Here is a 21,341-nt window from a genome sequence, read left to right as displayed (position 1 = left end):
ACCGCGTGGAGATCTGGGAGGAGGATCGGTATCGACGAGTGGCGTCGACACCGTCCGGCCCTGCGCTGATGGAGATCCTGCAACCTGGGTACGATCGATGAGCCTGACATCTGTTTGGCTGTCTTGAGCGGCGTGCGATCCAGGCGATCCGCGTATTCATCACCGCGTCGCCGCGAAAAACACTCGGGCTGCATATGCATCCGGCGTCTGTGCAGCGCGGGGCGGCGAGCTTGCAGGGTGTGCGAGCGACAGCACTCGCCCTCCGCGGGATGCGACCGCCACGGTTCCCCGATTTGTTCGAGACGTTCGGCAGCGCACACGCAGGCGCCATCGCGCAGGTCGCGTGTGCGGACTGTCTCAGGGGCCAAGATGGAGGCGACTGGTGGAGCCTCACGGCGCTGGTTCGTGCGGCGAGCTTTCTCATTCATGAATGCCGTGCTCCTGCACTGTCTTGAGCAGCGACAGGGTCGCTGTGACTATCGTTGCCCATCACCACCGCCGCATTCCGCTGTAGCCCCGCCAGCTTGGCACGCTTCATCGGCGACCTCCGGAACGCCGCCCTGAACTGCTCCTGATCGAGCGCCAGGATGTCCCGCGCCAGCGTCACCGCATCCTTGCCCGCGATGAACTTCCGCGCCCGGAACGGCGAATCGTCCGCCAGCTCCCGCGAAAACTTCCGGTTCCACGGACACACGCTCTGGGAGATATGTCGGTATAACCGTTTTGAGGTCGAGCTCGATACTGGGACTCGAACGCTCAGCAGGGCGAGTACGCGGGCGAGTGGCCCTATTCCCTTGCGGATGATCACTACACGTGGTGCGGACGCGGTCCACGGGCATGCGTCCCCAGGCGACATCATCACGACCGCGATCGCGGTCGTGATGGGGCTCACGCAAGGCGCGCAGGAAGCGATGAGAGAGGGGCGTCCCACTCATCCTCTGTCCGCCGAGTGACGTCGCCGCGCAGGTTCAATCGTCACGAGGGGCCCCGTCGGTGACGCGACATCGGCAAGCGTGTACTGGTCCAGATGATGGAGGAACGCCAGCAACGCCGCGTCGAGTTCGACGGCCAAACCACAGCGTCCGGACAGCACGCAACCATTGTCGGTGCTGACCTGACACTCCACGAGATTCCAGTCAGGCTCCATCTCGCGGATCACGGCGCCGATGTTGATGCGCGCGGCGGGCTGGGCCAGCCGAATGCCACCACCCACGCCGCGAACCGTCTGCAGCACACCCATCTGTCTGAGCCGGTGCGTGATCTTTCGCAGGTGTGCATCGGAGATCCCATACGCTTCGGCCACTTCCGGAATCGTGCACAGCCGGTCATCGTGGCGCGCCACGTACATCAGGAGGCGCATGGCGTAATCGGTCATCACGGTCAGGCGCATCTATGGTCAGGCGGTTGGTGTGTGACGAAACATCCACGGCGCGAAACGCCAAAGATACATGAGGAAGGCCACGATCCACGCCGCGGCGGACAGGTGCAGTAGATGCACGGCCCACGCGGCCTGCCACAGGGCGCCAAGGCGCAGCGCAGTCGCGACGACGATGAGCCAGTAGCTCCACCGCATACTGCCGTCGAGCGACATGCGCCGACCCAGATGTCCCAGCGCGGTACGCGTGACCATGCCGATGATGAGCACGGAGAAGCCTCCCATCGCGATCAGGTGCACCGGCAGCACGCGTGGCATCGGCACCCCCGCCACCTGTGCCGCCCTGGCGAGAAGGCCGACACCAAGCCCCGCATACCCGAGATAGAGAATCCAGAGCAGCGGGTGGGCGCGCACGCTGTTTGGTTGCCACGCGACGACCTGCCAGAGCGCGATTGCGCCGGCGACTCCCAGCGCAACAACGTGCAGCGTGCGAAAGGCCGTCATGAATGCGATGATCGAGATGACGGCGGCTGCAACCTGCAACATCCCCGTGCGCACATGCGGAGGAATGACGAGACCCGGTCTTGCGCGCATCGCGAAAAATGGAATCACGCGTCGAGAGATCAGCAACGCGATGAGCGCCATGCACTGCAGGCCAACATGCAGACGGAACATCAACTCGGCGTAGTCGCGGCCGCTCCATACGGCCCCGAGAAACGCGAGGTCCGTGGCTCCGAGTGCTGCGATGAGAAACGGGACGCCGTAATTGCGCGCGTTGCGGGAAATGAAAACCGCACGGCCCATTGCCGCGGCGGCGAGCAGGAACAGCAGGACCTCGGCCAGTGCGGCCACCCAGAAGGCCGCCGGCCCGGGGATGAGAAACCCAGTTCGCGCCCCCAGCCAAAGCCCACAGAGCACGCCGAGGGTACGCCGACTCATCGGTCGGATCCCCGTCCAGGAGGTGCCGGCGGTGAGAAGGAAGCCGACGGCAATCGTGGCGACGAAGCCCCAGAGCATTTCGTGGGCGTGCCACGCGACGCCGGTCAACCGCCCGCCGAGGAGGTGTGGCGCAAAGACCCAGACCGCCGCGACCACCGCAGCCCATGCCGTACCGGCGAGATAGAGCGGGCGGAACGGATCGTTCAATAGGGCGGATCGTTCTGACGGCGATTCCGGCGCAGGAGCGGGAAGTGTCACGAGTGGCAGGCGCATATCGACAAAGGTACAGCCAGCATATGTGTTTGGAAATGCCAGTGTGTCAGGCGCTCGCAGACACGCTACGAGCGGTTGCGAGAGGGCCGGACGATTTGTCGGGCTGGCGCTGGCGCCATGTGGCACGTGCACGGGCCGTGTGGTGGGAAGGGAGCGACCGACCTCGTCGTCTGGCCTCGGCAATCCTGTGATTCGTCTCATTCGGAGTTACCTGTGTCCACTGCTCCATGCACGTCGTACCATGCCCTCGCGGTCAGATCGTCCGTTTTCGCAACGGCGTTGGTGTTGGCCGTCGGCTGCGGCACGCCGGCGTCGGCCGATCCCAATCCGCTGGCCGACCGTCCGTCGGGCGCACTGCCCGTGGAGACGCTCACCGTGGCATTCGCGCCCAGTGTGCCCAAGGCCATCGCGAGGAAGACGCCCGCGCATGTCGTGATCAACCTCGAAACACGCGAGATCAAGCGTCGGCTGGCAGACGGTGTGGAGTACACGTTTTGGACCTTCGGCGGCAGCGTGCCTGGTCCAATGATGCGTGTCCGTGAAGGGGACGAGGTGGAGTTCCACCTCAACAACCATCCGACCAGCGTGATGCCGCACAACATCGACCTGCACGCCGTGACGGGACCGGGCGGCGGTGCGGCGTCGTCGCTGACGGTCCCGGGGCACAGTTCGCAATTCACCTTCTCGGCGCTCAACCCAGGACTCTACATCTACCACTGCGCGACTGCGCCAGTGGGCATGCACATCGCCAACGGCATGTACGGCCTGATCCTGGTCGAGCCGAAGGCTGGCCTCACGGCCGTGGACCGTGAGTTCTACGTGCTCCAGAGTGAGTTTTACACGACGGGGCGCTACGGCGCTGCAGGGCTCCAGGCCTTTGACATGGAGAAGGCACTGCATGAGGACCCGGACTACGTCGTCTTCAACGGATCTGTCGGCGCGGTCACCGGGAAGAACGCGTTGCAGGCGAACGTCGGCGAGACCGTCCGGATATACGTCGGCAATGGTGGTCCGAATCACATCTCGAGCTTCCATGTGATTGGCGAGATCTTCAATCGTGTCTACGGTGAGGGAGGCACCATGGTCAACCAGCAGAACGTGCAGACCACTCTGGTCCCCGCCGGTGGTGCCGCCATCGTGGAGATGAAGCTCGACGTGCCGGGCGATCTCATTTTCGTGGATCACTCGATCTTTCGCGCGTTCAACAAGGGGGCGCTCGGCATGATCAACGTCTCGGGCGCAGCGGTGGCCGGCACGTACTCGGGAAAGCAGCATGACGTGGTGTATCTGCCGGAGGGGGGCGCCATCCAGGCTGTCTCGGTCGACACGAACCTGGCGGCCGAGCGTGAATTGCCACGCGCTGAGCTGTTGGCTCGCGGCGAGCATGTCTACAAGGCCAATTGCGCCGCATGCCATCAGCCCGCCGGTCAGGGCGTCGCCGGCGCATTTCCACCGCTGGCGAAGAGCGACTACTTGATGGCTGACCGGGCGCGTGCCATCCGTGTCGTTATGCACGGCAAGAACGGTGCGATTACCGTGAACGGCACACCGTACAACGGTGTCATGCCCAGCCTGGAACTCTCCAATACGGACATTGCCGCCGTCCTCACGTACGTACGCAGTAGCTTCGGCAATGCAGCGACCGACGTCATCACCGTCGGCGACGTTCGGAAGGTTCGTACCAGCCCGCTGCCGAAGGAGTGAGAGCGTGAGCCCCCTCCGGCGGCGATGCGTCCGTCAGCACAGCCTGCTCGCACTGTGCATGGCGCTCTGTGGGCTGGCGGCGGAGGTCAGCGCACAGCACGCGTCACGGGCGTCTGGATCACGGCGCTCTCGCACCGGAGCGCACGCCGACATGCTGCCCGTCGCTGCTGGTCGCTATCAGCCGTTGTACACGGTCGACATTCCGGTGGACGGCGTTCCGGTCCACGCATTCCTGCTCGCGAAAACCGCCGTCACCAACGCCGAATACCTGCGATTCGTCACCGAGAAGCCGCAGTGGCGCCGCTCCCGCGTGAATTCGATCGTCGCTGATGCCTCGTACCTTCGCCACTGGTCCGGTGACCTGATCCTCGGCGGGCACGTCCGGCCGGACGCGCCGGTGGTCAACGTGTCATGGTTTGCTGCGTCGGCGTTCGCTGCGTGGGCCGACGCGCGCTTGCCGACGATGGCGGAGTGGGAACTGGCGGCCGGCCGTTTCCGGCACGCTGTGGGCCCTCGCCTGCAGCAACTCAACACCCGCGTGCTGGCGCTCAATGGAGTCGCGCAGGCGCCGCTCCCTGCCGTGGGTGGTGGCATGATCAGTGATGACGGCATCACCGACCTGCACGGGGTAGTGTGGGAGTGGGTGGACGACTTCAACGGGGTGGTTGCGAGCGGTGAATCGCGCGGCGGCGCCGGCGGTGGTGAGGCTGGCCTCTTCTGCGCGGGTGGTGCTGCCTTCTCGACCGACCCGTCGAATTATGCGGCCTTCATGCGGTATGCGGTGCGTGGGAGCCTGCACGGATCGTATACGCTCTCCACGCTTGGTTTCCGCGTGGCACGCGACAGTTCACGACCACGTCAGGAGCAATGGTGACTCTCCACCGCAGTGGTCGAATAGCTCGGGTGCTGCTCACGCTGATCTTCGCCGTGCTCGTGCGGCCGGTGTGGGCTCAGCAATCAGCCAGACGAGATCGCGGCTCGACTCCGGTGCCGGGCTCGCTGTACGCTCTTGATGCCATGTGGACGACGGAGCGTGGTGTGACCATGCCGCTTCGCGACCTGCGGGGGGACGTCGTCGTGCTGGCCATGGTCTACACGTCGTGCACCATGACGTGCCCGCTGCTCACCAACGAGATGCTTGCCGTGCAGCGCGCACTGCCGCCCGCGACGCGTGGTCGGGTGCGATTCGTGCTGGCGTCGTTCGATCCCGCCCGTGATTCAACGGCCGCGCTGCGTGCATATGTGGCTAAGATGGCACTCGACGAACGATGGCTGGCCATGCGCGCTTCGGCCGCTGACGTGCGCCAGTTGGCCGTCCTGCTCGGCGTGCGCTATCGCGCCCTGCCGACTGGAGACTTCGAGCATTCGAATATCATCAGCGTGCTCGATCCCCATGGGGTGCGCATCTTCCAGACCGAGCGCGTTCCGGTGGACCGGCCGGCGTTGGTCGGCGCGGTCATGCGTGCAATGCTGCCCAGCCCTGCAGACCGCGTACCGCAACGGTGATCATGCACCCGACCTCCCGTCTGGTACATGCATGCGTCGCGGTGCTGCAGGCCCAGCGGACGCGTGTCGGTCTGCGGCTGATTCGGTTGGCGCTCCGCTGCGGGACTGCGCTCGCACTGCTATGCGCTTCGTCCGCCATGGCTCAGCCTCCCGCCCGCTCGGATTCGAACGAGCGCACCGCACCTGCTGCGCCACGCCATGCGCATCCCGACTTTCGCAATCTACGATTCGACGAGGACTGGACGGAGGTGACCCGAAGCCGCGGCGTGGGCGACGCCATCAAGGCAATGCCTGTCACTCCAGGCGGGGCGCTCACGCTCACGCTGGGTGGACAAGTGCGATGGCGCGAGGAATTCGTTCGCGGATTCACGCTGCGCGATCTGGACGACGATCATTCGCAGTCGCGTTTGCTCGTGAGTGCTGACCTCCGGGTGGGGCGAGGCAATGGTCTGCGTGCACGGGCGTTCGTGGAGGGGCGTGACGCGCAGAGCTACGGGCGTACGTTACCCGGCGGGGCGGGCCCCTCCGACAAGGACAGGCACGATGTGCAGAATCTGTTCGGTGAGGTGGGGTATGGACCGTCATTTCTCCGTCTGGGGCGTCAGGAGATCGCCATCAATCGCGAGCGGATGTTCGGCGTCCCTGACTGGGCGAACACACGGCGCGGATCGCAGGGTACGCACCTGCAGCTCACGAGGGGGGCACTCACGCTCGAACTGCTCGACGTGCGTCCAGTGGTGGTGCGACAGATACTGAAGAATCGTGCCGACACCGCGGCGCGGGTTCACATGGTGTCGGTCGGCAGTTCGGCCAGCGCCGTACCGCTCGCTCGGGGGCTACCTGCCGTGTGGCAGGGGTATGTGATCGAGCAGCGGTTGCGCGCCCCGGCCAGTGCCACGAAGCGAGTGACCGTCGGGGGGCGGACGGTGTGGCGTGCGAGCGATACCAGTGGACGGCATCAGTATTCGCTTGAGCTGGAAAGCGCCATCCAGCGAGGCAGCTCAGGCATAAACCCGTTGCGCGCATGGTTCTGGGTCGCGGAATTCTCGGTGGAGTGGCGCCGAGTGCACGGTGTACCGTCGCTGGCGCTGGGAGTGGAGGAAGCGAGTGGCGAACGATCCAGTTCCCCTACCGTCCGCGAAGGCTTCGTCACGCTCTACCCTGCGGCGCATGCGCATGGCGGGTATGCCGATGTGATTGGTCGCACCAACATGCGGGAAGTGCATCTCATCGGCACGTGGGCGCCCCTGCGCACGCTCTCACTGCGCGGCGCCGCATATCACTTCGCGCGCCTTTCGCTCGAGGATGGTGCCTGGACGAAGCAGAACACCGTGTTCCGAGCAGCTGACGGATCCACCGCGCGGCACGTGGCCGACGAAGTTGACCTCACAGGAAGTTGGCGCGTCACTCGTCATCTCGTTGCGATTGCCGGTGGAGCGGTCTTACGCCCCGGTGCCTTCCTGACCGGGACGGCTGCTGGTGCTCGGACGGAACGTTGGTCATTTGTGGGGAGTGCGTTCACGTTCTGAACGCCGAGCGGGTCGTCGTTCGCGAGATTGCTCGGCGACGCCGAGGCATGGACGGCAGCCGCTGGCATCAAGCATCGGCCATACGCCGGCAGGTCACATCAGAAGTGTCGCAGCGCTCAGAACCGCTCGCCGCGGGCCTCGCGTATCTGGCTGCCCGTGGGCCGGATCCGCCCCCACATTGACCAGAAGTAGATGGCGAGTCCAAGCACCTGGCCGAACCCTCCGGCAATCGCCATCCACTCGCCCCATTGCGACTTGCTGTTGGCGAGTGCGAGCTCTCCGAAAACGCGCGTCGCCGTCGCAATGACGAGCACCCAATAGGCTGCAGCGATCCGAGCGGGCGCGTAGCGATGATCGTCCTGGGCAGGGCGTGGGAACAGCCACAGTGCCACGCCAAGGATCAGGAACATCACGAAACCCATCAGCAGTGCATGGATGTGCGCTGACTTGAGATAGGCACTCGGCCATACGTGCAGCAGATCCCTCTGCACCTCCATCCAAGCGCCGATCGCGAGGCCGACGAACAGGAAGGCGATACCGGTCTTGATGAAGCGTCGGACCAACGTGTACATGGCGTCAGCCCACCGGAACGGGCAATGCAACGGTCAGGAGGAACGACGCGCCTTCGGCCGACGACACACTGTGTACCACCGACTTCGGAAGACTGAGCAGGGCGCCGGTGTCGAGCAGATACTCGTCCTCGCCGACCTGCAGGCGGATGCTGCCTTCGAGCACGTGAATGCCGATCGGCCCGTCGGCGTGGTGCTCCGGCATGCCGCCGCCAGCGCCGAGCGCGATCAGCGTCATCCGTAGCGACCCTTCCTTTATCAGAGTGCGCGCAGCGCGGCCGCCTGCTGCGCAGGACTCCGGATCGCGAACGCGTGCACACTCGTCGGGGAGGTCAAACCGGAGCGGAGCACCGGCAAGCGATCGGTCAAGTGAACTCATGAGAGAGCCTCAGGTTGTGGGACGCAGATCTGGTCTGGAATACCCGCCATGTCAGTGGGAGCCGGTGACACCACGACCGCTGACGGTGTGAATGTCATGCTCGTGCACGATCCGTGCAAATTCTGATCCCAAAAGTCAGCGGCCTACCGGCACCGCGTTGGGTGACGAGTGGTGAAGGCACGCGCCTGCAGGCAGTTGCACGCGTGGCACGCGCGCGCTCGGAATTCGCTGGAGATCCGACAGGAGTGTGATCGTATCGACGAGCGGCGTCTGAGAGTCTGCGTGTGCCTTCCGCGTTCGGTCCGACTCGTGGTGATGAGGTGCTCGGAACGCTGCCGGAGCACCGAATACAACCCGCGTCAGACACCGATCATGGCGCTCATCTGCTGCGATCGACACACCTCGGTCGAGCTCTGTCAGTTCAACGGATTTCACGGAACCATGTTGTCCAACACGATTTCTGCATTCCGCTGCAGTCCCCGCAGCTTCGCCCGCTTCATCGGCGACTTCCGGAACGCCGCGCTGAACTGCTCCTGATCCAATCTGAGGATGTCCGTCGCCAGCGTCACCGCGTCCTTCCCCGCAAGAAACTCCCGCGCCCGGAACGGCGAATCCTCCGCCAGCACCTGCGAGAACTTCACATTCCATGGGCAGCAGCTCTGGGAGATGTGTCGGTATAACCGTTTTATGGTTGAGCTCGATACGGGATTCGGAACCACGCGCTCACGCGCCCGCTAACGCAGCAGCCGCCTCCCGATCCCGCATCGTGACTCGGCTGTCAATCGCGATGGGCCTCATGGATTTCCGCCCCCGGTGCCCGCGCCTGACGTCGCACGCAGTGCCTGGGAAAACGGAGAGCGCCCTTAAGGCGCGTCCATCGATCAGCTCGTCAACGACGAAATCCATGCCCCGGTACTGCCCGCAGCCGCTCGGGATCGGGGCTGGACCGCGGTGCCTGACGCTTGACCCGCAACCGCACCCTGCAGGCCTTCCGAGGAATACAGGCGGTGAGTGCGCTTCTTGTTGACCTGCCCCCCCCCTTCGCGTCGCTGCAGGATGCCGACCCCGGTCGCGCCATAGCGCGGTCGGGCATGCGCGATCTCACGGATGCGCGTGCGAGGCGCGGTCTGGTTCGCTGCCGGTCCTGGACGATGCCAAGCCGTCCGGCTGTGCACTACCAGCCGACTCGCGTGATCGATGCTGGTCTTGAACGTGATGACAAGCCACTTGGCCAGCGCTCACCGCCGTGACGACTTCAGGCTCTTTTCGGAGCGCCTCGGCCACTATACTCGCGCTTACTTGCGGTCGCTTTGCGCAATATATAATGTCAGCAATTCAGGGAATCTCGCACAATGCCTTTAAACTTCAAAGTTAGAGGATCCGATGGCAAGCGTCGTGTTCAAGAGTCGAGTTCCCTCCGGTTTCGGAGTGTGGGAGTACACCTACGGGTGCACCTGCGGCAACGCGTCTGGCAAAGACGTGAAAGTTACCGCAAGCAATCACACTGAAGGGAGAATGTTGGCTGAGATGGCGTGCGATGAGCAATGCGGTGAGGGCCGCTCCGCTTCAGAAAGCAACTACTACAATCAGGTCGCCTCCATTCTTAGCCGCGAGCAGGTCGACCCGGTGTTTGTCGTCGCGGTCAACGAAGTCACGCGTGACTTTCACGTAGTGACGCTGTGCACTGGTGATGAGATTGCCGTTCCCTCTTCAATTGTGAAGGACTTTCGCCTCATCGGCAATATGCAGGGAGGCGGTCGATCAAACACATACGCGCGGATGGAGCTAGACTCGGCCCGCCCAGAGGTCGTCACGATTTCACAGCTGGCGGCTGCGCTTCAGAGAACCTTAAAGGACAGTTCCGAAGCACGAGACGGCAAGTCCGCTGGCGAGGAGTACGCTGTCATTAGTATCCCCTGCTCGGGGGCTGCATGTAATCCGACTAACGCCTACTTCGACTGCGTCGGTGACATCACATCGGCAGTAATTAATCGTACTGAAGGTTGCTCCGCGTGGGGCCTCACGCGAATCGGGAAGAGGCGACTCCGCATCACACATGATGCCTTGAACGGCACGAGGTGCGGCACGGGATACGGTGGAAAGTGTTACGTCGATATCTCCTTCATCCGCTGAGGGTTGATGTCACAGGTCAATACGGAGATCGGCGACCCGTCGAGCCGTTGGATTATGAGGACGATTAACGGGCCGGACGGTCTTCGTGCAGTTGCCGTAACCCGGAACGGAAGCAGTTCGTTTGTCATCAAGTGTGACAATGCTGGGCCGAACTCCATCTACATCGACGTCCTTACATCGCCTCCATTTGGGGGCAACTTTGACAAGCGCCGCTTGGACTTTTCATTCGACGCCGAGCCCCTCAAAGAATCAGCGTGGACGTACTGGGAAGAGCACGTTGTGCTCTTTGACGCCGGAGCCTATTTGGAGCGCTTGGCGACGGCCGGGCGCGCTTCATTTCGCGCTTATCGAGCGGATGGAGCGGCTGTTGATCTCGTCTTCGATGTCGCCGGTGCAGATCTGGCCATCAAGTACGTCGCAGAAGTATGTCTCTCGGATCCTATCGCCGAAAACGATCCCATATTTGCAACCGTTTCTCTGGAGCAGCTTAACCGCGTGCGGGCGGCTGGCGACTAGCCTTTAACACTGCAGCAGCGTCCTCACGTACGTCCTTCATGCCTGCCTATCCGCGCAGCGTTCGCTGAATCGTTGGTGGACATGGGTGGGCTGAAACCGTTTCGGCGGCCGTGCGTGAACTTCGCATTCCAGCGGTAGACGGACTGGGAGATGTGTCGGTATAACCGTTTTATGGTTGAACTCGATACGGGATTCAGAACCACACGCTCACGCGTCCGCCAAACTCGGGAGCCGCCTTCCTTCGCCGAATCGTAAGTCGCCTGTCATTCGCGCCGGGCCTCGTTGATTTCACCCCCGGTCCCCGCGCCTGAGGTCGCACGCAGCGCCGGGGCAGACGGAGAGCAACCGCATGGCGCGACCATTCATCAGCTCGTCATAGAGAAATCCATGCTCCGTCACTGCCCGCAGCAGGTCGGGACCAGGGCTGGACCGCGGTGCCTCCGACGCTTGACCCGCAACCGCACCTGCAGTCCTACCAAGCAGTACAGGCGGAGGATGCGCTCGTGGTTGACCCGCGACCCTTCGCGTCGCAGGAAGATCCCAATCCGGGGCGCGCTATAGCGCGGTCGGGCAAGCGCGACCTTACGGCTGTGTATGTGATGCACGGTCGGGTCCGCTGCCGGTCCTGAACGGTAGCAGGCCATCCGGCTGAGCCCTGCAAGCCGACACGCGTGCTGGATGCTGGTCGCGCACGTGGTGACAAACTACTGGACCAGCGCCCGCCGCCTTGTCGGCGGCGGCTCGTCGGACGGGGCGGCATCCAGCATACAGGCGTCCGTGGTGCCCCCGACGTTGCCGACCACCACGACAGCGTTGCGCTTGAGCCCCCCGTGCTTGGCTCGCTTCATTGGCGACTTCCGGAACAGCGCGCTGAACTGGTCCTGATCGAGCGCCAGAATATCCCGCGCGAGTTCGAGAGAGGCTTTGCCCGCCATGAACATCCGCGCCCGGAAGGGCGAATTCTCCACCAACTCTTGAGAAAACTTCACATTCCATGGACAGCAGGACTGGGAGATGTGTCGTATTACCGCTTTGAGGTCACCTAACGACAGGACTCCGGACGCTCGCAGCGACTTGACGTAAGCACTTGGCGCGCAGGAGTTTGCAAGGGAGTGTGGGCTCTCTCCGTATTGTGGCTGCCGCGACCTGCAGCCGTGATCGTCCGGATACATAAGTTCTGGTTTGACCAATTCCTTCTGAGCGCCGCTCGCGCCCAATAATCACAGTTCCCGGCCCTCCGCTGGCGCGTGATAGAAGGCGTGGCGAAGATCTGTTGCACTTCAACTTCTTCGTTCGCCCGCGAGGATTCGGTAACAGGGCGCTCAAACGCACTCACCCAAGCTCGCCATGAGTCTCCATCCGGACGCCCGCCACACCCTGATCTACGAACTTGTGCGTGTCATCCGTCCTTTGTCGGGGGTGGCCTGGGAGCCTGTAGGTGATCTGCTCGCCGAATTCCTCGCCGAGATCCCTCTCCTGCACCGCGGGCAAGGTGTCAAGGGCAATCCCCAAGGCTATACCATCGACAGCTACAGCGCAGAGGGAGATGTTGCGGCGCAGTATGGAACAGCAGATAATTATTTCGATGATCTAAAGAAGCCAGCGATGGATTACGACCACGTTCGTCGACTCCTTCCAATGGCCAAGAAGATCTATCTGCTCTCATCGCAACAAGCGACAGCAGCCGAATTCACTGCGGTCACGGCTTGGCGTGATCAAGTCTGGGAATCAGACGGGATCGTCCTCGATGTGTACGATGCGAGGCGCCTCGCTGAGCACATTGCAGACGTCGTTATCGAGGATGAGGCTGCATACGACACGCTTGCCGGTCACCTAGAGCCACTTCGACAGCTTCGTGATCTCTATGCTTCGACAAACAACATTCCGAGTCTGCCATCCGGTGTGGTTGTGCGGGCTGAGGTAGAGGATGCGGTCGTCGCTGCTCTAAACGCACACGGAATCGCGTTCATTTCAGGCCTAAGCGGTGACGGCAAGTCCGTGACTGCGCTTTCTGTTGCGCACCAATTGCAAGACCAGTTCGCTTGGCCGATCTGGACAACAGAGTTGTCCGTGTCAGACGTGAAGGACCTCGGTGCCGTCGACGTCGCACGTCGGGGTATGGGCATCAACCTGGAGGCGATGCTCCGCTCTCGCCAATGCCTGCTGGTTCTCGACGATCTGCAGTCGAAATCCTCAATCGAGCAAGTGCTTGAGCAGATTCGGGACGCACGCTTCGTCGATGCTCGTGTGATCGTGACGTCGCAGCAGTTCATCAAAACTCCTTTTACGGTAGTGATGCCGCCGATGTCTCTCGCAGCGGCAAGACAGCTGCTTGAGTATCAGGCGGAGCGGTGCCCCGATACAGCGTTTGCAGCTATCATGTCTGCAGTCGGAGGGCACCCGATGGCACTGCGACTCCTGAATGGACTTGCGCGCGATGGGGCGGAGTGGGCAGACGTGGCCGCGGAAGTTTCGCGCGTTGGCGAGCTGACGGTGCCAGAGCGCGCTCAGCGCCTAGTTGACGTTGTCCTTTCCCACCGTCGGGCAGTGCTTGAGAGAGCGCTCGCGCTCTTCGCGTGGTGTCGCTCGCCGCGAGTGCATTCGGGCTTCTTTCGTAGCGCGATTGGGACAGACGCGGCGCGGACGCTCCAAAGGTACGGGCTCGTGACTGGCGATGAGCCAGACACACTCCGCCTGCATGACCTCATCTGGTCAAGCCTGCCCGCACTCACTCCCGCACTCACGATTCCGGTCAATGATTTAGAGAATGCACTGGATGCATATGTCCGAAGTTTGGCGAACAGCGAAGCGCGCGCGATGTTGGTGAAACACCTTGCTCGCGTGCACAAATCTCTTCTCTGGGATATCCTGCATTCCGGCAACTGGCGATACGGGCACCTGTACGCTTCGCTGCAGAGCGGAGTGCCGCGTGACGTCACAGCGAGCATGCTCCCCAGCGCGATTGAGCTTGCGAACACTGTCGCTGCAGACGGAGATGCATTTGGTGCTCGTGCCGCTTGCGAACTCGCCGAGGCGCTCGTGCGTTTGCAAAAGGGGACCTTGGATGCTCCGGCTGTGACCGACGCCGAGCTCCTCGCGCCTTTCGATTCTCTGCTCGCAAGCGCGTTTGTCCCTGCGGAGGAGAAGGTCTATGTGCGACACCATCGCGCGCGCGCTTTGAAGCTGCTCGGTCGGCATGAAGAGGCAGTTGCAGATCTTGAAGGCCTTCTGGCCAGTGTGGAGCCGGACGAAGGGCCGCCGGTTGTTCGGCTTCTCCTTGCGCGCACGCTTACTGAACTTCCTCGCGGTGTTTGCGTTCCTGACGGGGGAGATCGGGCTCGCGAACTACTCCTCGGCCTCTTGCGGGAGGCGAGGGACGAGCCGGGGCGGGTCAGTATGCCAGCTACGCTGGCTGCTGCCGAATTGCTGCGGCGTCACGCAGCCGGCGTAGACTTGGCCACAACACTTCCGGAGTTCATCGGTCTTCTTGAACCGCTCATCATGAGCGCCGCACGCCGTGGGCTACCTTTCGGCCCTCTCGCATTCGGGGCCCTCGCAAAGGTTTGGCGGTCGGTGGACCGAGACTCATTCTGGAGAGTATTCGACGCCTTGCCTGCTCCGTCGCTCACGGACGTGACCCACGCGAACGAGCGAACAGCTTGGGCGGAAGTCTATGAGAATGCCGCTGAACACGACCCCGCGCGGCGCGAGGCAAATCTCACTCAGGCATTGACATTCTTCGCCGCAGCGGACAACCCCTATGGGCAAGGACACGCAGCGCGGCTTGAAACTCAGCTCGGCCGACCAGGCGACGCTGTGTTGCGCCTGCGCGCAGTTCTGGAGAAGCAGATTGGGGCGAACGATCACGCGTGGACTCTTCGACACCTCGCGAATGCTGAGCTCGCTCTGGATCTTATCACCGAGGCCCGTTCGACAGCTCGCGATGCCTGCGAGCGTTTGCCGGAGGGCAGCGCATATGGAGATGATTTTCAAAGGTGGCGCGCAAGCATCTTAGAGTGACGAGGCGCCCAAGACGGTTCGGTGGTGCTGCCAAAGATCCGAGCGGGATCTGAAGATCGTACCGTTCATGCGGGACCGCGGAAGTAGCCCCGATGACAGGAGCGTGTCGATCATGCGCGGCGCTACCGCACATCATTCGACGTTCCCTTCAGGCTCCATCAATAAACCGACATCGGCATATTCACCGCTCCGTTGAGCGCGTGAGCGCGATGTTCTACGAGGAGGTCTCCATGCTCGCAACGGTCGCTCTGTCTGCCAAGCAGCGACAGCGGGGCACCTCGGAGGAAGGTCGATAAGTGCGTGGGGGCCGTGCTCAGTCGCGAGGCCCCGCCTCGCCGACGGACTGAGGTAGCGTATAGGTCGCCGCGAGAATTTCACATTGCCAGCGGACAGGCCCGGACGTACGTTAGCCTTCCGCGCATCCACGAAATCCGTTCCGACTGAGACTGCCCCCCCCTTGTATGGCCGTGCCGCGCGATCTACCCATTGAGAACATGGATGCCCGGCACCGTGCCCTTACACCGGCTATCGCTGCCAGCTTTCACGAGGCCGCCACGGTTTGCCTCGCCCGGCATCACGCGCCACCGACGGAGTTCGTCGTTCGCGCGCGTGACGTATCGGAGTCGACGCATGTCAGCTGGCCTGTTCCCGACCGACGGTGCCTCGACGCATGGAATAACGTGACCGACACGACTGAGGCGGGGGCCTGCGCGTGTGTCATCGCTGCTGCCGAGCTTCGTGAGCAGCTCTACGCCGTGCGGCGTGCCGAGCAGGGCACGGGCGCCGACTACTACATAGGTCCGGTTGGATCGGGTGTGGAGGACTTGGAGGACTGCTACCGGCTGGAGGTCGGCGGAACCGACGAGCGCAACGCCGCTGCCATCGAACGGCTGCTGCTTGAGAAGATCGCGCAAACGCGCCGCGGGCGAAGCAACCTTCCTGCCTTTGCAGGCGTGGTGGGCTTCTTGGAAAAGCGGATTCTGCTCTCCGACGTCATCTCCGGTCCATGACTTGGGCGTCGCACCACTCTGAGAGCGAGCGTCTAGCCAGTGAGGCGGAGGTCGTAGCCCGCGCGCGGGGGGCCGCCGCCGCCGAAGATCTGTACCGACGCGCTGCCGAGGCAGAGGAGCGCGCTCTCAATGATCTTGACGTGCACAAGCAGCGCACGCTCGGCATCACAGCGGTCAGCGCGACAGCCCTTTTTTACAAGGCGCATGAATACGCACGTGCGCAGCATCTCGCGCACACTTGGCTGGCCACGCGCTACCTCCCCGCCTTCGCCTGTGACCAGCTGCAGGACATCCTCATAAATCTGTGGTCTCGGGAGGAGCAGGAACGGGTTGGCCTCCATTTCTTGGAGGGTGATGTCCTTGTCTCGGTAAAGGGTGGCATGATCGTGCGAGGCGGTGCCCCTTTAGACCTCATCGTGAGCAAAGTGAAGGAGGTCCAAGCCTTCTTCTTCCGCACCATTGAGATGCTTCTTGATCAGCCGCTGCGCCGTCGCGGCGATCCGAGCCAAGAAGTGCAGGGGTACTGTCGGCCGTGGCTGTTTCAGGCTCCTCCTGGCAGTTACCAGTTCGCCGTCCGCGTCCAAGAGCCGCCACAGGGCGACCTATTCGCCGCCCAGCGACCGAAGATCGAGCAGGTCGCGACGACATTCCTAGAAATCGTTCGAGCGAGCGCGATAGACCCTGAGTCGCTCTCGACGGTCGTCCCTGATGCAGGATACCGGGACGTCTTCCTGAAGCTCGCGCGCAACTTGGCACCGACCGGCAAGAGTTACGAGCAAATTGACATCCGTGATGCGGCCCGTCCGGACGCGCGTACAGTCACAATGGTCTCCAATACGCGTGATGCCGTGAATCAAGCAATCCGAAAGGCTCGTCCCCCTAGGCCAACCTCACCTGCTGGGGCAGTTGAGCGACGGTTGGCGGGCGTGCTGCGCGCTGTTCACCTTGACCAGGATTGGCTAGAGATTGCGCTTGACGAGCGGGGCGGGTCTCATGTCAGAGTCCACGAAGCGGGTGAAGCCCTCGATGACGTTATCGGGCCGATGGTCAACCGCCGCGTGCTGATGGACGTTGTGCAGACTGGCGAGCGATTCTCGTTTCGGGACATTCAGGCCGAGGAGTAGGGTCCGAATCTCGGTATCTGAAGAGCAGTAGCGCGTCTAAGGACTCGGAATCGGCCCTCGGTGGTGCGCCAGAGGCCGCATAGGTTCAGGCAAAGAACCAAGATCGCATAGACCTTTTTTGACTCGGGACCAAGACAGAGTCGATTCAGCGAACGGTGGCACTTTGTCGCTGTTGCTTATGCGCTGGCCGGCGCTGCGGACAGGACTACCGCAATGGTGACGCGCAATCAACTTTGAAGAACCCGAGCTGGTCGCAAACCAAGACAACCATTCGCGTGCAGACCGTACGTCACGCCTGGCACCTGCGCAACCTCGGACCGCCGGCGCTCGGACGTCTTATTCGACTGACGGGGCGCATCTCTCGGCACATTCATCTCAAACTTCGCGATCTACGCCTGCGAGGCGACAGAAACATATGCGCGAGAGTACGCACTTGCGATGCTCAAGGAATGTTCACAGCAGCGACGTTGCCGGCAAACAGTTTGTCTAGCACCGTGAGGGACTTGGCACTCATCGTCTGTGTGAAAAGGGCGGCTAGGCGGCGCCTCGGCCGGGAGACGCTAACGTAGAACAGGTTTCTCGCCCGGCTGAATCCCTTCTGATGTGCAGCCGTAGGCGTCGCGCCATCAACCATGTACTCGAGCATTCGTGGCCAGTTGTAATGGTTCCAGCCTCCACCAAATACGACCAACACGTTCTCAAATTCGGCGCCTTTCACGCTGTGCTGAGTTGCAAAGGGCGTGAATCCTTCCACAAACCGAACTAGACTAACGAGCTCCTGGTACTTGACATCACGCAATCGCCGATGTCTGTCAACAGAAGGTTTCTCTGGCTCACCCGCAGTCGGATCAAACACCGCGATGTCGCACTCTCGCCGACTCACGCCGTCAGCCAATCGAGGGCGCTGCGTCGTCTTCAGCAAATCCAGCACATCGCCGACCGTTCCAGTTGCCCGCAGAACCTCGAGAGACTTCATGTCGTCTGCCCAGGCCTGCTTCTCTGAAGGCACCCGCAGCACATTCGTGCGGCCGAGCACTTCGAACATCTTCCCGTATTCCTTTGAATTGTATGCAGCACACATCGGTTCGACGACTCTGCCGAGAAAATCAAGGGTGACATCGTCAAGCTTTGAGAGCGCGTCTGAATAGGACTTGAAGATCTCAGCGATTGAGGGATAGCCCTGCTCAGCCCCGAGTGAAGCGTGTGTCAGCATCAAGACTTTCGTAACGCCTGCGGAAAAGTCCCAGCCCTCCTTCTCGAGTCGTGCACGTAGCGTCGCAACGTAGGCTCTTGTGACATCCGGTGGAGTGTCGAACTTCGAGTGTGCTGTATCCGACCGCTCTCCCGTGTATGTGTTCAAGTGAAATGCCCGAGCCTCCCCTTGCTCCGTCTCATCATCGACGACTTGAGGTAAGTCGGGGCGAAGGCGATTGAGCATGTCGACGATAGCGCGCGCAGAGCGAAAGTTCGCTCCCTTGTTGATCCCCTCCACGTTTGGCAACGTCGCCAGGTCGAAGTCGTCCCGATAGATCGTCTGCCAGTGATCGCCGAAAAGTCCGATCAGCGGTCCGGTCTTGGGTTCCAGATAATGAGTGGCCAGCGCACCCATGAAAGCGGAACTGGTGTCTTGGTATTCATCGATAAGGACTACCGGGTAAGTTCTCGCGAAGATCTGCTGGAACTTCGGCATTGCCAGAAACTTGGCCATCAACTCTGGGACATCGTCGTGGTGAAGAGTGATCCTGTCCTCATGAACACCGAAGAAGCCGAGGTCGTACTCAATACGTCGGTTGCCAAGACCACCCGCTTCTCCGATCTTCTCCGCGTGACGTGTTAGGCTCCCAAGCTCTGTCCGCAGAGCGGATTGATATTGGCTCATGCATCCCCAGCAAAACGCATGAATAGTCTCAACAATCACTGCTGGGTGGTCGTCGATTTGAAGCGCAATCTCCCTTTTCGCCACGTTAGTGTAGGTAATACAAGCGATCTTCTGGCCACGGCGGATGTACGTGTCACCGCGATTCGTGAGGAGTCTTTGCAGCGTATGAACTAGAGAGTAGGTCTTTCCAGCTCCTGCTCCCGCTTCAAGTCGAAACGATATGTTGTTGTCGATGCAGTAGTTGACTCTGGCTTGGGCGCTCTCTGCGGCTTGCCGGGCAGGCGATAACGTCTCAGGTGGCATGAAGCACCTCCCCACTAGAGGTTTGTGGCATGGGCAGCGGAGTGGGCTCCGCAAGCCAGAGAAGCCCCTCGCGAATGTATGCAGGAACGTGCCACTCGTCGTCCGAGAGGCCGTACTTGAGTGCAGTTTCGACTTTGCTCATATCTGCAGCGATCTCGAATGACTCGTCGCCCCAGTGCTCGCCATCCTTTAGGTCGAACAGTGAGGGATTGGCGAGGATGAACGCATCCTCAAACGTGCGCGCACAGTAGAGTGAGCCGGCCTCGTGGATCTGATATGCAATCCGACGATAGCCGCGGATCTTCTCCTCAGGCGCCTTGGCTTTCAGTGTCTCGAGCGTGAGCGCTTCGTCCGGCTTCGCCGAGAACCAGTCGCGAAGCGTCGTGTTGATGGATCGCTCTCCCTGCGAGTAGGGGCATTTTACGTAGCGATTTCCGTTGCCGAGCCTTACGGCGTCAAGGTCGGTGATCACCAATGACCGCAGTTCGAGAAAGTCGAGTAGCGGCGTGAAGATCTTCGCATTCGCTCCGTCGACCTCCACTGTAGAGACGTACTGGTGCGATAGCTTCTTGGAATCTTCCAGTCCGGCGTCAATAAAGGCGAACATCCGTGGCATCAGAAGGCGTTCGGTCGCACCTTCAATGAGAATCGCCTTGTCGGCGAAAAACAGGTCGCATTTTGTCAGCGTCATGTATTGATGCAGGAACTTCCGGTCGGTCGCGTTGATTCCGTCTGCTCCCTTCCGGAAATCCTTGATCACGGTTTCCCGTGACGTCTCATCGCTTGCGGTTCTAGCAAGAAAGTAGCGAACCGAGTCAAATGGGGCGGCGTTTGCAATGTGAGACGAGTGCGTAGTTACGACAAACTGGACAGGCCATTCTTGGTCGGGATATTCTCCAGAGAAGGCCTGAACTGCTGCACTCAATTGCTTGATGAAGACTTCCTGCATTTGCGGGTGCAAGTGAGCTTCAGGTTCTTCTATAAATATCAGATGCACTCCAGGCAACGTCGCTTTCGCACGAAAGGCCTTGTGAAAGCTTAGAAGCTGGAGAAGGATGTAGATGAGATTTCTAGCGCCAAGGCCATTGTAGCCCTCAGGCAAATGGACGCCATGAGCCCCGGTGTAGAAGACCTTCGTGTGCTCGCTGAGCAGACTGGCGACATTTAGTGCTGTCTGTGTGCGCAAGTCTGGGTCGTTGAGACCTGGGTATCCAAAACTTTTGATTCTCGGGAGCAATGCCGTGAGCTTCTCGTTGAAGCCGGCATGAATGCTTTGTTCGACTGTCGCGACCGCGACTTTAAGCTCTGCCGCAATTGCCTGGTCAGCTGTCGTCGCGGTGGCGCTTGATGCTGTCGTGAACAGGCCTTCAAGGAGCCTGCCAAGAATGTTTGGTTCGCCGCGCTTGTTGTGGTCAAGAAACCTTTGGGCGCTTACGAGCCCACATTGAAAGAGCATGCTGAGCTGTCTCAGCTCAACGGCGCGTACGTTCGTTGAATCGTTTGGGTCAACGGCTGTAACGTGGTACTCGTAGGCCTTGGGAATCGCATCGCGCAGGTTCCCGAAAAAATGCGCGGTGTCTTCTGAACCACCCGCTGTAAAGGGCGGGTGAAGCAGTAGTGCGAGGGATGTACGCGACGGCCGGTACTCGATGCGTATCTTGGCGGACTTGCAATCAGGGTCAAGGTCGACCACGAACGGCGCAAGCGCGCCAAGTGGCTCGTCCGGATCGTACGAAACGAAGATCGTAGCGGCAATGATCGGTAGCGCCGCGAGAACGTCGTCATCGTCTTTGCCTTCTTGACGCAGTTGCTTGGCGGTCAGGAACTTATCTCGTGTTGCGGCAGAGAAGTCCTCAAGGCGAAGCCGTTTTGGTTCTTCGCCCATGATGTGAGCGAAGAACTCAGTGATCGAAGTTTTGCCGCTGTTGTTGCGCCCGACAATCAGTGTTGTCGTCCTTTCGAGCGACATCTCCGCGCTCAGCAAGAGTCTGAAATTTTCAATCGCGAGCTTTTCTACGCGCATATCTTGTTAGGCCTTGATGAGCGTGGCTCTACAGCGGGATTGTTCTTTCCGCGACCCCC

General features: G+C 61.4%; 19 protein-coding genes. 9 read left to right on the top strand and 10 right to left on the bottom strand.

The window, feature by feature from the left end; translation table 11 throughout:
• Nucleotides 1-424 precede the first annotated feature (424 nt).
• From IT355_13330 to IT355_13320, 3 genes are all read right to left on the bottom strand, one after another.
• Nucleotides 425-694, bottom strand: coding sequence for a hypothetical protein (locus tag IT355_13330; protein ID MCC7054242.1), 270 nt, complete (start codon nucleotides 692-694; stop codon nucleotides 425-427).
• 237 nt (nucleotides 695-931) lie between these two features.
• Nucleotides 932-1,390, bottom strand: a complete 459-nt coding sequence (locus tag IT355_13325; GenBank protein MCC7054241.1) for an Rrf2 family transcriptional regulator — start codon at nucleotides 1,388-1,390, stop codon at nucleotides 932-934.
• A gap of 6 nt (nucleotides 1,391-1,396) precedes the next feature.
• Entirely contained in the window at nucleotides 1,397-2,587 is a 1,191-nt protein-coding gene (locus IT355_13320) for an NnrS family protein (protein ID MCC7054240.1), read from the bottom strand.
• Between the two features lie 282 nt (nucleotides 2,588-2,869).
• On the opposite strand from IT355_13320, the gene nirK reads away from it, so the two are divergent.
• From nirK to IT355_13300, 4 genes are all read left to right on the top strand, one after another.
• Nucleotides 2,870-4,291 (top strand): nitrite reductase, copper-containing, encoded by a 1,422-nt coding sequence (gene nirK, locus IT355_13315; GenBank protein MCC7054239.1) that lies wholly within the window; start codon nucleotides 2,870-2,872, stop codon nucleotides 4,289-4,291.
• 151 nt (nucleotides 4,292-4,442) lie between these two features.
• The gene (locus tag IT355_13310; GenBank protein ID MCC7054238.1) at nucleotides 4,443-5,165 is read left to right on the top strand and encodes a formylglycine-generating enzyme family protein; all 723 of its coding nucleotides are present in this window, start codon (nucleotides 4,443-4,445) and stop codon (nucleotides 5,163-5,165) included.
• Between the two features lie 29 nt (nucleotides 5,166-5,194).
• Entirely contained in the window at nucleotides 5,195-5,797 is a 603-nt protein-coding gene (locus IT355_13305) for an SCO family protein (GenBank protein ID MCC7054237.1), read from the top strand.
• Nucleotides 5,798-5,934: 137 nt separating this feature from the next.
• Complete coding sequence (locus tag IT355_13300) at nucleotides 5,935-7,326, top strand: alginate export family protein (GenBank protein MCC7054236.1); 1,392 nt, start codon at nucleotides 5,935-5,937, stop codon at nucleotides 7,324-7,326.
• A 116-nt stretch (nucleotides 7,327-7,442) separates the two neighbouring features.
• On the opposite strand, the gene IT355_13295 is transcribed toward IT355_13300, so the two are convergent.
• The 4 genes from IT355_13295 to IT355_13280 all read right to left on the bottom strand — a co-directional run bounded on the left by IT355_13295 (nucleotide 7,443) and on the right by IT355_13280 (nucleotide 9,449).
• Complete coding sequence (locus IT355_13295; GenBank protein ID MCC7054235.1) at nucleotides 7,443-7,898, bottom strand: hypothetical protein; 456 nt, start codon at nucleotides 7,896-7,898, stop codon at nucleotides 7,443-7,445.
• 4 nt (nucleotides 7,899-7,902) lie between these two features.
• Complete coding sequence (locus IT355_13290) at nucleotides 7,903-8,133, bottom strand: cupin domain-containing protein (GenBank protein MCC7054234.1); 231 nt, start codon at nucleotides 8,131-8,133, stop codon at nucleotides 7,903-7,905.
• Between the two features lie 572 nt (nucleotides 8,134-8,705).
• The gene (locus IT355_13285) at nucleotides 8,706-8,915 is read right to left on the bottom strand and encodes a hypothetical protein (GenBank protein MCC7054233.1); all 210 of its coding nucleotides are present in this window, start codon (nucleotides 8,913-8,915) and stop codon (nucleotides 8,706-8,708) included.
• 240 nt (nucleotides 8,916-9,155) lie between these two features.
• Nucleotides 9,156-9,449: a transposase gene (locus IT355_13280; protein ID MCC7054232.1), complete on the bottom strand. Its 294-nt coding sequence runs from the start codon at nucleotides 9,447-9,449 to the stop codon at nucleotides 9,156-9,158.
• A gap of 208 nt (nucleotides 9,450-9,657) precedes the next feature.
• Here IT355_13280 and IT355_13275 point away from each other — a divergent pair, with 208 nt between their 5' ends.
• Both IT355_13275 and IT355_13270 read left to right on the top strand, forming a co-directional pair.
• A complete protein-coding gene (locus IT355_13275; protein MCC7054231.1) occupies nucleotides 9,658-10,407 on the top strand; it encodes a hypothetical protein in 750 nt (249 codons plus the stop codon).
• A gap of 6 nt (nucleotides 10,408-10,413) precedes the next feature.
• Complete coding sequence (locus tag IT355_13270) at nucleotides 10,414-10,923, top strand: hypothetical protein (protein ID MCC7054230.1); 510 nt, start codon at nucleotides 10,414-10,416, stop codon at nucleotides 10,921-10,923.
• Between the two features lie 704 nt (nucleotides 10,924-11,627).
• On the opposite strand, the gene IT355_13265 is transcribed toward IT355_13270, so the two are convergent.
• On the bottom strand, nucleotides 11,628-11,891 hold the full coding sequence (locus IT355_13265; GenBank protein MCC7054229.1) for a hypothetical protein: 264 nt from the start codon (nucleotides 11,889-11,891) through the stop codon (nucleotides 11,628-11,630).
• Nucleotides 11,892-12,270: 379 nt separating this feature from the next.
• Between IT355_13265 and IT355_13260 the strand changes: the two genes are divergently transcribed.
• From IT355_13260 to IT355_13250, 3 genes are all read left to right on the top strand, one after another.
• Nucleotides 12,271-14,943: a hypothetical protein gene (locus IT355_13260; protein MCC7054228.1), complete on the top strand. Its 2,673-nt coding sequence runs from the start codon at nucleotides 12,271-12,273 to the stop codon at nucleotides 14,941-14,943.
• Between the two features lie 461 nt (nucleotides 14,944-15,404).
• The gene (locus IT355_13255; protein MCC7054227.1) at nucleotides 15,405-15,953 is read left to right on the top strand and encodes a hypothetical protein; all 549 of its coding nucleotides are present in this window, start codon (nucleotides 15,405-15,407) and stop codon (nucleotides 15,951-15,953) included.
• Nucleotides 15,950-17,077, top strand: coding sequence for a hypothetical protein (locus tag IT355_13250; protein ID MCC7054226.1), 1,128 nt, complete (start codon nucleotides 15,950-15,952; stop codon nucleotides 17,075-17,077). Before IT355_13255 ends, IT355_13250 begins: the two co-directional genes overlap by 4 nt.
• Nucleotides 17,078-17,519: 442 nt before the next feature.
• On the opposite strand, the gene IT355_13245 is transcribed toward IT355_13250, so the two are convergent.
• Nucleotides 17,520-19,259: an ATP-dependent helicase gene (locus IT355_13245; GenBank protein MCC7054225.1), complete on the bottom strand. Its 1,740-nt coding sequence runs from the start codon at nucleotides 19,257-19,259 to the stop codon at nucleotides 17,520-17,522.
• Nucleotides 19,249-21,282 carry an AAA family ATPase gene (locus tag IT355_13240; GenBank protein ID MCC7054224.1) on the bottom strand — a complete coding sequence of 678 codons (2,034 nt, stop codon included), beginning with the start codon at nucleotides 21,280-21,282 and terminating at the stop codon, nucleotides 19,249-19,251. Before IT355_13240 ends, IT355_13245 begins: the two co-directional genes overlap by 11 nt.
• Between the last annotated feature and the right edge of the window lie 59 nt (nucleotides 21,283-21,341).

The organism is Gemmatimonadaceae bacterium (assembly GCA_020851035.1).
Lineage (GTDB): Bacteria > Gemmatimonadota > Gemmatimonadetes > Gemmatimonadales > Gemmatimonadaceae > JACMLX01.
This window is presented reverse-complemented; position numbering and strand designations above follow the sequence as displayed.

Bases quoted from the DNA above. Each gene is read 5' to 3' on its own strand.
- IT355_13270 (MCC7054230.1), top strand. From the start codon at position 10,414: ATGTCACAGGTCAATACGGAGATCGGCGACCCGTCGAGCCGTTGGATT.
- IT355_13300 (MCC7054236.1), top strand. From the start codon at position 5,935: ATGGCTCAGCCTCCCGCCCGCTCGGATTCGAACGAGCGCACCGCACCT.
- IT355_13290 (MCC7054234.1), bottom strand. From the start codon at position 8,133: ATGACGCTGATCGCGCTCGGCGCTGGCGGCGGCATGCCGGAGCACCAC.
- IT355_13260 (MCC7054228.1), top strand. From the start codon at position 12,271: ATGAGTCTCCATCCGGACGCCCGCCACACCCTGATCTACGAACTTGTG.
- IT355_13255 (MCC7054227.1), top strand. From the start codon at position 15,405: ATGGCCGTGCCGCGCGATCTACCCATTGAGAACATGGATGCCCGGCAC.
- IT355_13320 (MCC7054240.1), bottom strand. From the start codon at position 2,587: ATGCGCCTGCCACTCGTGACACTTCCCGCTCCTGCGCCGGAATCGCCG.
- IT355_13240 (MCC7054224.1), bottom strand. From the start codon at position 21,282: ATGCGCGTAGAAAAGCTCGCGATTGAAAATTTCAGACTCTTGCTGAGC.
- IT355_13245 (MCC7054225.1), bottom strand. From the start codon at position 19,259: ATGCCACCTGAGACGTTATCGCCTGCCCGGCAAGCCGCAGAGAGCGCC.
- IT355_13295 (MCC7054235.1), bottom strand. From the start codon at position 7,898: ATGTACACGTTGGTCCGACGCTTCATCAAGACCGGTATCGCCTTCCTG.
- IT355_13275 (MCC7054231.1), top strand. From the start codon at position 9,658: ATGGCAAGCGTCGTGTTCAAGAGTCGAGTTCCCTCCGGTTTCGGAGTG.
- IT355_13310 (MCC7054238.1), top strand. From the start codon at position 4,443: ATGCTGCCCGTCGCTGCTGGTCGCTATCAGCCGTTGTACACGGTCGAC.
- IT355_13325 (MCC7054241.1), bottom strand. From the start codon at position 1,390: ATGCGCCTGACCGTGATGACCGATTACGCCATGCGCCTCCTGATGTAC.
- IT355_13250 (MCC7054226.1), top strand. From the start codon at position 15,950: ATGACTTGGGCGTCGCACCACTCTGAGAGCGAGCGTCTAGCCAGTGAG.